At 46.4% G+C, this 12220-nt stretch carries 11 protein-coding genes; 5 read left to right on the top strand and 6 right to left on the bottom strand.

Going from position 1 to position 12220, the window contains the following annotated elements:
- The 3 genes from ATB78_RS15425 to ATB78_RS15415 form a co-directional block, all read right to left on the bottom strand.
- On the bottom strand, positions 1-316 hold a 316-nt coding region (locus ATB78_RS15425), incomplete at its 3' end, for a transposase (RefSeq protein WP_179946996.1).
- Between the two features lie 132 nt (positions 317-448).
- Complete coding sequence (locus ATB78_RS15420) at positions 449-1627, bottom strand: lytic polysaccharide monooxygenase (RefSeq protein ID WP_061009122.1); 1179 nt, start codon at positions 1625-1627, stop codon at positions 449-451.
- A gap of 210 nt (positions 1628-1837) precedes the next feature.
- Entirely contained in the window at positions 1838-2278 is a 441-nt protein-coding gene (locus ATB78_RS15415; RefSeq protein ID WP_061009121.1) for a winged helix-turn-helix transcriptional regulator, read from the bottom strand.
- A 149-nt stretch (positions 2279-2427) separates the two neighbouring features.
- On the opposite strand from ATB78_RS15415, the gene ATB78_RS15410 reads away from it, so the two are divergent.
- The 5 genes from ATB78_RS15410 to ATB78_RS15390 all read left to right on the top strand — a co-directional run bounded on the left by ATB78_RS15410 (position 2428) and on the right by ATB78_RS15390 (position 8386).
- Complete coding sequence (locus ATB78_RS15410; RefSeq protein WP_020195105.1) at positions 2428-3012, top strand: LysE family translocator; 585 nt, start codon at positions 2428-2430, stop codon at positions 3010-3012.
- A 281-nt stretch (positions 3013-3293) separates the two neighbouring features.
- A complete protein-coding gene (locus ATB78_RS15405; RefSeq protein WP_061009120.1) occupies positions 3294-5216 on the top strand; it encodes a S9 family peptidase in 1923 nt (640 codons plus the stop codon).
- A gap of 233 nt (positions 5217-5449) precedes the next feature.
- Complete coding sequence (locus ATB78_RS15400) at positions 5450-6223, top strand: siderophore-interacting protein (protein ID WP_045484596.1); 774 nt, start codon at positions 5450-5452, stop codon at positions 6221-6223.
- Positions 6224-6442: 219 nt separating this feature from the next.
- Positions 6443-7309, top strand: coding sequence for a LysR family transcriptional regulator (locus tag ATB78_RS15395; protein WP_061009119.1), 867 nt, complete (start codon positions 6443-6445; stop codon positions 7307-7309).
- A gap of 240 nt (positions 7310-7549) precedes the next feature.
- Positions 7550-8386 (top strand): hypothetical protein, encoded by an 837-nt coding sequence (locus tag ATB78_RS15390; RefSeq protein WP_061009118.1) that lies wholly within the window; start codon positions 7550-7552, stop codon positions 8384-8386.
- Positions 8387-8453: 67 nt separating this feature from the next.
- Here the strand turns inward: ATB78_RS15390 and ATB78_RS15385 are convergent, their stop codons facing one another.
- The 3 genes from ATB78_RS15385 to ATB78_RS15375 form a co-directional block, all read right to left on the bottom strand.
- A complete protein-coding gene (locus ATB78_RS15385) occupies positions 8454-9323 on the bottom strand; it encodes a LysR family transcriptional regulator (protein ID WP_005434817.1) in 870 nt (289 codons plus the stop codon).
- A gap of 69 nt (positions 9324-9392) precedes the next feature.
- On the bottom strand, positions 9393-9905 hold the full coding sequence (locus ATB78_RS15380) for a GNAT family N-acetyltransferase (RefSeq protein WP_061009117.1): 513 nt from the start codon (positions 9903-9905) through the stop codon (positions 9393-9395).
- Positions 9906-10023: 118 nt separating this feature from the next.
- A complete protein-coding gene (locus ATB78_RS15375; protein ID WP_061009116.1) occupies positions 10024-12183 on the bottom strand; it encodes a metallophosphoesterase in 2160 nt (719 codons plus the stop codon).
- Between the last annotated feature and the right edge of the window lie 37 nt (positions 12184-12220).

The raw sequence follows: 12220 nt of genomic DNA, 5'->3' as shown, positions 1-12220 counted from the left end.
ATGAAACCTCAACTTCCTTAGCTCGGCGGCTTATACAGGTGTAGTGCGGGCAAACAAGCGGGATGTTAGCCAGCTTAAATACAGAGTCTAGAAAACCTTGTAGCGCTCTCAATGGCATAGAGAAAATGCGTTTCACCATCAGTGCGGTAGTAATGGCTAAGTCGCTGAATCGGCGAGGTCTACCACGCTTGCCTTGTTTGTTTTGTTTCCACTCAGCTATCGTTTCCTCATCAATCCAAAAGGTCAGAGAACCACGGTTGATTAAGGCTTTGTTGTACTGCTTCCAGTTAGTTGTTTTGTAACGAGGTTTAGGCATGAGGCTACGACGATTGATGGGGGTAGCCGATCAGATCGTAGCTTCTAGATTTAGTTCCATCGATTTAAGCAACAAAGCCCAGAAAACCCTTCTTAATTGAGAAGGGTTTTACGTATTTGAAACGAGTGGAGCTTAACGCCAAACACCCCATTCACCTGTGGTTCCCGGTTCTTCGCCAGTTGTCCACCACTGGGCAGTCCATTCACGACCATTGTGCGTCACGACATCTCCTTGGTTGTACACCGCGTCTTTGCTCCAAAGGTTGGTCGGCTCAACTGGTGGCGTGGTATCACCTTTAATCAATGACAACGCGTAGCTAAAGTTAGCGTTCGGAGCCAACACTTGGTTTGCGTAGATGTTGTTAGTATCGAACATGTAGTGCTTCATTGCTTCGTGCCAAATACCCACATACCAATCACCCGTTTGCTGCGAGTTAAATTGGTCGGCTAACTCCGCTGCCCACGTTGTCGTGTTGTTTGCACTGATTACTAGTGACAGATCGACGATCTCGCTGCCCGTTGCATTAAACGTGCGGAATCGTACCGTGTCTCCCGCCTCTACCGGACCAAAGCCTTGTTGGACAAAGTAGCCCAGAGTGGTCAGGTTATTTGCTGGATCTGTTGGGTCAACGGGATCGGTGGGAGGCGTTGTACCATTGCCGTTTAAGGTAATGTCACTACAGTTGTAGAAGCCCTCCCCTGCCACATCAATACGTTGCCAACGAGTATAGAGAATCGCATCGCCTGAACGATCTGCAGGGAAGGTTACCTGCAAGCGGTAGCGCTTTTCTGCATCCACATACACATCGCCAGCAGTATCAATCAGCTCTAAATCGTCCCAAGTCAGTGGCTGAGTATCGTCATAAGTGGGTTTAGAAAGGTAAAACTCCCAGTAAGACGGGTTATGCGGTGCTTTACCAAAGAACACCAATTCGATTTGATTGTTTGCATCTGGCGTCACGTTAGTGCGCTGCCAATTTGGCGATGGGATATTCAAACCTTTCTTAGCAGCATCACCCGCTGAACAAAGTTCGCCATCACGCACAATAGCTTTCACGTGTGCCATGTCACGGTAGTTCGGTACGTTTGCAGCAATCTCACTACGTTGCACAAAGGGGTAAGCACCCGATTCGTCATAGGCTGCCTGACACGCTTGGTTTGGAATTTCATTGGTCCAAAAACCGCCGTCTAAATAACAGGTGTTTTGGCGTGCGCTTGGAAACTCGACCCAGCCGTGGGCACTGACATTAAAAGAGCTTAAAGCCGCAAGTGCGCCCAAGCTTGCAAGGGGAAGGGTTACGTATGATTTCATCATTCATCCTTAAATTTTCTGACCCGCTGCTCGCGAACCGGGCAGCGACGTAGAAAAACTAGCAGGATGCGATTATTTAGAAGGTGAGAATAAATGCTGGAATTGTCAGATTGCAGACTGCTTTCCAGCATTTTATGTGGACTATGCTCATACTCGACTGACTCTTTCGAGTCACTTCAAATTGATGTGCTACAAAATCGAGGAGAAGGATTAACGCTCGTCTTTTGGCGTGTCCATCACCACCATGGTCGTAATGGCTTTAACGTGTTCGCATTCCCCAAGAACATCGGCATGAAACGCTTTGTACGCCGCAAGGTCTTGAGTTTCGACTCTTAATAGATACTCGTTAGACCCCGTAATGTTGTGGCACTCGACAACTTGGTCGACAAATCGAACGTGCTCTTCAAAGCCTAGTTGCGCGTGTTTAGAGTGCGATGCCAAGCCAATCGACACATACGCGACAAAACCGACGCCCATTTGCTGATTATCCAGCACCGCTCGATAACCCTTAATCACGCCTTTTCGCTCCAAATCTTGCACTCGGCGCAAGGTCGCGGATGGCGATAATCCAACTCGTTCAGACAGCTCCACATTGGAGATTCTTCCGTCTAATTTCAGCGCTTGCAATATTCTTTCGTCAAATCTATCCATGATGCTCTTTTGTTGTTTAGCGAGTGAGTATTCGTCAAATAAAAGCACAAAATTGATGGCGCTTCTACCTATCATTGTTCTCGACCGGTCAGAAAACGTAATCCCTTGCCTGGTGATTCGCAGGCAAAACAGAAATGCAGGAACACATTATGGAATACCATCAACTTGGTGCGTTGGCACTGTTTGCGTTTGTCTCGACCTTCACTCCGGGACCGAACAACATCATGCTTATGACGTCTGGTGCTAACGTCGGCTTTAAGCGCACTATCCCACATATGTTAGGCATCACGCTGGGTTTCGCCGCGATGCTGATCTTGGTTGGCATTGGTCTTATGGGCTTGTTTCACGCGTATCCGATCACGCATAGCGTCCTTAAGATAATGAGCCTGACTTACTTGTTGTACCTCACGTACAAAATAGCAACCAGCAGCAAGACGGAAGTCAAAGATGATTACCGACCAATGAGCTTTTTGGGTGCAGTGGCGTTTCAGTGGGTGAATCCTAAAGGCTGGTCAATGGCACTCACTGCTATCACCGTATACAGCAGTGGCGGATCTTGGCTAGAACTGGCTTTTATCGCCGGCATCTTCTGCTTAGCAAACCTGCCTTCTGTGACTTTTTGGACGGCGGCAGGCATGCAACTTCAACGTTGGTTGACCACGTCTAAACGCGTAAAAGGCTTCAACTATGGCATGGCGGCGCTTCTGCTTTTGTCGACTATCCCAATGATATAAATGACAAAACAATGAAAGATAAGTGTGACTTATGCCAAGTTTTAGCTAGTCCTTTGTTCGGTAAGTACAAATAATCACCACTTCCACGGATGGATTGGGTCATAGTAGCAACAGCAGTGACTAAAACATGAAAACTTAATAAGCATCCGCCTGATCTAATTTAGCGATTAGGCGCACTTCGTCACTGCTTTGTTGCGGCGCTGTATTTTGCCGCGACAATCGATTCACTCTGACCGACAAGCACGATGCTGACAGGTCTGTCACACAAGGAGCGTTACACAATGCGTACTCGCAAGCTCATTCTTGCTACCGCTTTTGGCTTACTCGTTTCGGGTTGTAGCCAAACCTCGACCACCACGACCGCAGAGGTCATTCCGCCAGAATATCCGGTGGAATATTTCTTCCGTAATTCAGAAGTATCGAGCTACCAAATCTCCCCAGCTGGCGATTACATTTCGATGATGAAACCTTGGCAAGATCGTAAAAACGTCTTTGTTCATCCCGTGGGCAAAGCCGATCAAGTCAAGCGCATCACATCCATTGCCGATCGCGACATCGCTTACTACTACTGGGTTGGCGATGACACCATCATCTACTCTCGCGATACTGGTGGTGATGAAAACTTCTACCTCGTTACGGTGAACGTAAAAACGGGCGAAGAGAAAACCATCACACCAACGTCCGGTGTCGTGGCTTATGTTATCGACACCTTAGAAAGCCAGCCTGACGACATTCTTATCACGACTAACGAACGTAACCGCCAAGTATTTGATGTTTATCGTCATAACTTGAAAACCGGTGAAAATACGCTGGTTGCGCAAAACCCAGGCAACGTGCGTTACTGGGGTACGGACCACGATGGTAACATTCGTGTGATTTCGACTTCAGACGGCGTAAACACCGCAGTCCTCTATCGTGACACTGTGGATGAAGAGTTCCGTCCATTGAAGAACCTCACCTTCAAAGAAGACTTCTCGCCAATCTCGTTTACACCAGACAACAAGAACTTGTATGTTGCTTCTCGTATTACCCGCGATAAATCCGCGATCATTGAATACGATGTGAAAGCAAACAAAGAAGTGCGCGAGATCTTCTCTCATCCAGAAGTGGACGTCACAAACGCGAGCTACTCAAACGCACTGAACAAGCTCGCCACGATCTCTTATGTGACGGACAAGCGTCAATACCATTTCCTTGATAAAGGTTATGAAGAGACTTTTGAGCGTCTGCAAGAAAAGCTTCCGGGCGTTGAAATCTCGGTGAACAACACGACTCGCGACGAGAGAAAAATGATTGTCGTGACCTACAGCGACACCGACCGTCCAAATTACTACTACTACGATCGCGATTCAGATCAACTTGAAAAGTTAGCTGCAAACGCACCTTGGCATAAACCAGAAGACATGGCCGAGATGAAGCCAATCACTTATACCGCTCGTGATGGTTTAACCATTCATGGTTATCTGACACTGCCAAAAGGTCGTGAAGCAAAAGACCTACCACTATTGGTATTGCCACACGGCGGTCCTTGGGCGCGTGACCATTGGGGCTTCCAACCAGAAGTTCAGCTGTTTGCCAACCGTGGTATCGCAGTACTACAAATGAACTTCCGTGGCTCAACGGGTTATGGCCGTGAGTTTTGGGAGAAGTCGTTCAAGCAATGGGGTCAGTCGATGCAAGACGACATTACGGACGGCGTAAAATGGGCGATTGACCAAGGTTACGCACAAGATGGCGAAGTGTGTATCTACGGCGCATCTTACGGTGGTTACGCGACATTGGCTGGTGTGACGTTTACGCCAGACCTGTACAAATGTGGCATCGACTACGTTGGCGTGTCTAACCTGTTCACCTTCATGGATTCTATTCCACCATACTGGGCACCTTTCCTAGCCATGCTGCATGAACAAGTGGGCAATCCGGAAGATCCAGAAGATGCGAAGATGATGAAAGCTTACTCACCGGTGTTCCACGTAGACCAAATCAAAGCACCACTGTTAGTTCTGCAAGGCGCGAAAGACCCACGAGTGGTGAAGAGTGAGTCTGACCAAATCGTTAATGCTCTGCGCGACCGCGGCGTTGAAGTGGAGTACATCGTTAAGGAGAACGAAGGTCACGGCTTCCGTTCACTAGAAAACCGTCTTGATGGTTACCAAGCGATGGACCGATTCCTGAAGACGCATTTGTTAGAGCAAACGCAGTAAACAAACTCCATTCTTCTCTCAAGGGCGCTTCGGTGCCCTTTTTTATTGTCCTGTCACTATCTTATAAAGCGGGACGACGAAGTGTTCATTTGAGCGAGGCATACCGAAATTAAATCGCCGATTCTCAAATCAGAGTGTAAATTTAGATAAAGACACTATCTGCCTTATTGAGATGCTGTTAACCTTAGATGAGAAAGAGAATAGTTATCAAACGTAGTGAAATGTGAATTAAAATGAAAAAGAAACCACAACCAAAAAGCCTCGTTGTCATCAACACACAAGCCGTCACACCGAACATGCAGCGCATTACCCTGCAAGGTGACGCGCTAGGCAACTTCCCACAAGATTGCGAAGGCAGCTACATCAAGCTGTTATTCAACGAAACCGGCGGCACTGATATTCAAGGCTTCTCAGAAGACAACCGCCCTGTCATGCGTACTTACACCATTCGTCGCTTCGATCCGCAAGCATGCACGATTGAAGTCGATTTCGTACGTCACATCACCAAAGACCTACAATGTGGCTTTGCTGCACGTTGGGCAATGTCTGCCAAAGAAGGCGACACCATTAACATCGCAGGCCCAGGCAGCATCTCGAACCTAAATACAGAAGCTGATTGGTTCTTTATGGCGGCGGACATGACTGCTCTGCCAGCACTGTCTGCAAAGATTCGCACTCTGCCAGAGGACGCAACAGGTTATGCGGTGATCAGTGTGATCTCTGAAGCGGATATCCAAGCTCTCGAAGCACCAGCAGGTATGGAAGTCCATTGGATCACCGAGCAATCACTCGAAGGTAAAGTTCGCTCACTGGAATGGAAAACAGGTGAAGCCGCAGTGTGGTGTGCTTGTGAGTTCGACTCGATGCGTGCGCTACGCCAATACTTCCGTAACGAAAAAGAAGTGGAACGTGAAAACCTTTACCTCAGCAGTTACTGGAAACAAGGCGTATCAGAAGATGGCCACAAGGTCATCAAGCGCGAAGATGCTGAGTTAAACGAGCAGTAAATGTAACTTTATATTACTTTTACTATAGATAACGCTGAGTTTTTGGTCGAAAGCTCAGCGTTTATTTGTTTATATCTTATAAATATCAATAAATTACAACCAACCTCACTTCTTCTATCTAAAAACACCACTTCAATCACTATAACAAATCCATATAGAGTCTATCTTTTAACCTCGTTAAGCTGTCGATAATCTACTCACCATAACGACGAGGCAAGCATGAACACTGATAAAGTAAAAGCCTTTGTAAATGCCGCTGAGCTTGGCTCTTTTTCTGCCGCAGCACGAAAACAAGGTAAAGCGCAGTCTTGGATTAGCAATGCCATCAGTGATTTAGAGATCGATTTATCGGTCGAGTTATTCTCACGTGACGGTTATAAACCAAAGCTCACCGCAGAGGGCGAAAATTTGCTCGGTTATGCCAAAAGTATGCTGGCAGCAGAGAGTAAGTTTTTGCGCCATGCGGAGCACTTGGCTCAAGGCGTTGAGGATAAAGTCGTGGTCGCCATTGATGACTGGTTAGTGGATGACAAGATGCGACAAATCATCATTGGGTTTCAACAACAGTTTCCTCAAGTGGAATTGGTACTTCATAAGCGGCCAACTCAAGATGTGGTTGCCATGATAGAAGCGGATGAAGTCGATCTAGCATTAATTCTCGGACGACATTTTTTTGATAGCACAGTACATCTGCAAACGATCGATTATCTAAAAACTTGTTTTATTTGCGCTCCTAGCAACCCAATGCGAAATAAACTGGTTGTACCGAGCGATGTGGTCGGTACAACTCAAATTACGCGCAGTAGCGTATTCGATCGGGAGAACCGCTTCGTTGATCTCGATAATGTGAACAAAATTCGTATTGACGATCTGGAAACAACGATCGAACTCGTTAGGCGAGATGTCGGATGGTCTGTCATCCCATGCAAATGCGCGACACAGTATCAAGACAAAATAGTGATCGTCGAAACAAGCCTTGGTGATAAAGGGCATCAATTGCGAGTGGACATGATCACGTCAGAAATTCGAGCCAACGGTATTGCAACTGATTGGCTGAAAAAAACATTAATTAATGAATATGCATAAAGGCAGTTTTAGAAAATAGGAGGCAATATACGAATATAGATCTATCGTAAATCTGAAGTTTACTTTTTTATTCTGTTTATATCCAAACGTCAGTTGGCTTAAATAATATTAGGAAAGGCATTAACCTTAATGTCAGGAATCACTCTTCTCTTTAAATAAAAAATAATAAAGAGAATAATGGAATAGTAATTGAGTGTTCTTATTTTCATCAAAACGAAATTATAATGACTAGGTAAAAATATGAAGAAAACTCTCTTGCTTGCGAGTATATTGCCACTTTTGGCTGCTTGTAATTCCTCAGAAACAAATGGTGACAACGGCATTGATTCAGGAATAAAACCTATTCAGCCAATCGAACCCGCGCCTCCAGTTCACCCTATAGAGCCGGGTGAGCCTGTTCATCCGATTGAACCGGGCGAACCTGTTCACCCGATTGAGCCAGAAAGACCAGAAGAGCCAGTCCACCCTATTGAACCTGGAATATCAATGTATCAGACTGTCGCCAATCATTTTAATAAAACTTATGATGAGATTTATGATCTCTGTGAATCGGATTACTCCTTAGATAATAAACCTAATGATAAATACAATATTTATTGTAAATGGAATGACCTTCATAAAAAGTTTACTGTCACTTTTGACTCTGAGTCATATAAATCAGAAAGTAAAATACCATATTCAGCTAAAATAGAGTTCGATATAACGGACCACTTCCAGTCTATTGGTTATTTTGGTTATAGAATGAATGTGAGTTTTCCTAATAACGACAGTTACCTTAATGTCTCTGAATTTGTTATTCGTCAATACTACTCTTCACCCGGTGTAGAAGAAGTAGTAGCGGAGCAATTATTTGATCCTTTGGTTTTTCAAAGTAGTGCTCTGCTATCCATTGAGAATGATTTAAGCAATGACGAGCAAAATACTATGATTCCAAAGCAACCTTTCCAAGGCTTGCCTGAAAACTATTTCCAAATAGAAACAACTTTAGAAACCAATCCGAATGGTTCAGTGACTCAGATACATAAATTCCACCAATCGCAGCCGTTCCACAAGCTAGTTACTATTTTCGGAATGTAGCATCCTGCAAGTCCCCGCCTTTGCGAATCAATAACCCCTGATAAGCAAAGTGCTGGGGACACCTTTCTTAGCTCATGTTTTCAGCCAAGAAATCAATCAGTAAGCGCACTTTTGGCGACAGGTTTCGGTTTTGTGGGTACAGTGCCCAAATACCTTCACGATCGTCTCGGTAATCGGTTAACACTTCCACCAGCTCGCCATTGTCTAACGCCTCTTGCACGTAGTAGTCCGGCAGCTGTACCAAACCTAAACCACGTTTTGCCGCATCGACCAACGCAAAGCCACTGTTGCATTTGATTCGGCCAGAAACACGTAAAGACTTCTCACGCTTTTGCTCTTTAAAGTGCCAGTAATCTGCTGTACCGACCAAACACTGGTGATGGCTCAGCTCAGACAAGGTATGCGGTTCGCCAGAGCGATCTAAGTACGCTGGGCTAGCACACACGTAAAGCTGTCGAGATGACAAGCGCTTGGCAATCAAACTGGAGTCTTGCAAACGTCCAAGACGAATCGCCACATCGACGCCTTGCTCAATCAAATCTAACTTTTGGTTAGTCAGATTCAAATCCAGATTTACCTGCGGGTATTTCTCAATAAACTGATGCAACAACGGCGCTAAGTTCATCTCACCGTAAGTCACAGGAGCGGTCACTTTGAGCAAGCCTTTCGGTTCTGCTTGCATTTGCGTTACCGCCAATTCGGCCAACTCCAAGCCTTCAACAAGGTGTTTACACTGCTGATAATAGAGTTGCCCTGCCTCGGTTAGAGAGACTTTTCGCGTAGTACGGTGCAGCAACTTAACCGCCAAACGCTCTTCCAACGCTGACACGCGGCGGCTGATTTGCGCCACCGATGTTTTCAACTTGTTGGCTGCGCCCGTGAAGCTGTTGGTTTCTGCGACAGCAACAAACTCGCTCACGCCTTCCCAATTAGCCATGAATGTGGTTCCTGTGGAATTCTATGTATTGCGTATTCTCACACAAAGTTTCATGTGGAGAAAACCTGTTTAAAAAGGATAGCCGACTAAGTGGACCGTCTGTTGTGGCCAAATGATGTTCAGCGAACACACCATAGTGTCGCTCGTGCTAACCCATTTATTGGACTGAACTTTCATGTGTAAGTTGTTGATCGGTTGATAGCCGCTGGACTGGTAGACATGGGTACGGCCAAACAATATCGAGAAGGCATCGCCTCGCTCCAAAGCATCTTGATGTACCGCCTTGAGCAGTAACTTCACCAACCCTTTTCCCCGTGAATCGGGCTGCACACACACTTCGGCAATACCACTTATTGGAAAGGATTGGTCATCAATCATCACTTGTTTTTCATGAACCGCAACATGGGCCGCAAGGGTGTCTCCGTCCCAAATGAGGTAACGGTGGCGAGGCATTTCATTGAAGTATCGTTGAGTTCGGAAGATTTTGTCTTGCTCCTTGGTGAAGCAAGTGGAGAGCAAACTTCTTAGCTTTGCGTCGAGTTCTTGGGTGACTTCATCATCAAGTATGTATTCAAAGCGCATGATTTACCTCATTTATTTCTCTTGGTTAAAGGTAAACCTTTGAAAAGCCACTTACTGAGAGACAGCGCAAATAAAAAAGCGCAGACTGAGCTGCGCTTTCCATTTTTAGATAAGGGTGCTATTCGCTTTTGAGAATATCGCGCTTCACTTCACCTTTAAGATCAATCAGCGTTTGCTGCTCAGTATCGATCAGGAAGTGATCACTCGCTTGTCCAGTCGCGAACTTCTCAAGAATCACAAACAGGCTACCAAAGCGTGAGCGGAACACTTCGCCAACCGAGTATTCACCTAAGTCACCAAGCTCAGAATCGACCGTTCCGGCGAACTCTGACAGCTCTCGACTTAACAGCTCATATTGCAGCAGTTGCGCTTCTTCAATGTCACGGAACGCCAACTCATCGGCATTGCGCAGACGGTAAAAATCCGTTGCTAGCTCTTCACCATTCCATGCGGCAAAGTCCGTCAATGTAAAACCGCCTTCTTGAGCAATGGCTTCTGCTTGTTGCGACGCGGCTTGCCAGTCTTTCTGGAACTGTTCGTAATCAACAACAGCGTTCTCGTTACAGTTGACGATGTCATAGCCGAGCTCTTTCGCTAGCTGGCACACGGTAAATTCCGTCGAAAGCTGAGACATTATCAGCATCTCATCGCCATCCATATGCATGATCATTTCACGCATTTCTAATGGCCAATCACTCGGTAAGAAACGCAGGCGCGTCAACTCTCGAATGTGCCAATCTGTCAGGGCGTAGTAACTGTCGGCTTCAAGAATCTCTTTGTTCCAGATGCTCGCCTTTGCAGTTTCATCATCACCTGCTTGTTCAGTCAGATGTTCATGCTCACGTGCATAGTGCTCAAACAATTCGTTGTAGCTAGCCACTTTGTCGATCACAACCGTTTCTACTTCAACTTGGTGATCAGGACGAATGTTCAACAGTTTATAAGCCGGAATGTAGCCCGCCAGAGAAGGCGCCTGAATGTTGAACAGCGTGTGTTGCACACCGTCAATCACATAACTCTTCTTGCCAGTATCATTGAAGTGCATGTGGCCGCCAACGTGAATGCTCAAACCCGTCGCAGCCAGTGCTTTACTGGTGTCGTCGTTTGGTTCACGAGAAAGCTGATGACTGCCTTCACCAAACAGGTCTTCGATGTCTTCTGACGCACCATTGTAGAAATCGGTCATTGGGAAATGGCTGAATGACACCAAGGTTTTATTCTGTTCTTTCGCCGCTTTCACCACATCGCTGATCCACTCGATAACATGCTGCTTGTGGGTCAACATCATGTTGTAGCCTGCGCTGCTAGAACCATCAAAATCCTCACCATTGACCGAACCATCAGGCAAGGTGTCTTTTGGTTTGTAGACGTTCGCGTCGATGGCCAACAACCACAAGCCTTTCACTGGCTCTACCAAGTAGCTGGTATCTGGCACCACCGCACAGTTGGTGTAACCGTCTTGTTTGTACTCACCGCCCGTTCCTTGGTGGCAAATCTCAAACATACGCTTGTCGTAAGTCGCTTCTTCCGAAGCAAGTTCGTACGAGTAGTTGTTGCGGGCTTCATCACTGCTGTAAGGCGTTTCGAAGTACAGGTACTCTTCTTGTGGGTAGAAACCGTGCGTGCCAAGAATATCCATGATCTCCTTGTAGCCCCACTCTTTCACTTCTTCCGTACAGATGGTGTCTAGGTTGCCATCTTCACCCGGAATCGTGCCCCATTCCCCTTCGTAATCAACACACTCATCTTTACCACGGCTGAAAATGCGTTGTTTCTTGCCGTCTTCACCAAGGTAATCCGATTTGCCCGCGGCGACGGTAAATGGCTTGCCCGGATCGTGGTTACCCGGCGCAGCGAAGAACTCAAGTCCGTATGTTTCACGATAGTGGTCGAAGATTTTAACCAAACCACGCATGTGCACAGGCTGGCCGTCATCACTGAAATCGCCCGGTAGCGCCACATACTTAATTCCGCGCTCTACCACGTCATCCAAAGCCGCAATCATTGCGAAGTAGTTTTCATTGAAAAGACGAGTCGATTCCATCTGCGATTGCATGGTACGAATCGTTGCGTACTTACCGCTTGAGTTGGTATACAAGCCTTGGAAAGAGCCGTCTTGGAAATCACCATACACATCGTGGAAGTGGATGTCTGGCATAAAGGCCACTTGGACTGGCGCTTCAAGTTCTGGGGTGTCACTGCTAGAAGAGTCTGAATTACAGCCAACTAGCGTAGCGGCAATCAGACCGGAGAGTACGGTCAATGTACTGCGTTTCATTTTCTCATCCCGATAAAAGAGTAATAATTTTGAAATC

This window comes from Vibrio sp. CUB2 (assembly GCF_001557945.1).
GTDB lineage: Bacteria > Pseudomonadota > Gammaproteobacteria > Enterobacterales > Vibrionaceae > Vibrio > Vibrio owensii.
The sequence above is the reverse complement of the archived record's forward strand: the minus strand, read 5'-3'. Positions and strand labels throughout refer to the sequence as shown.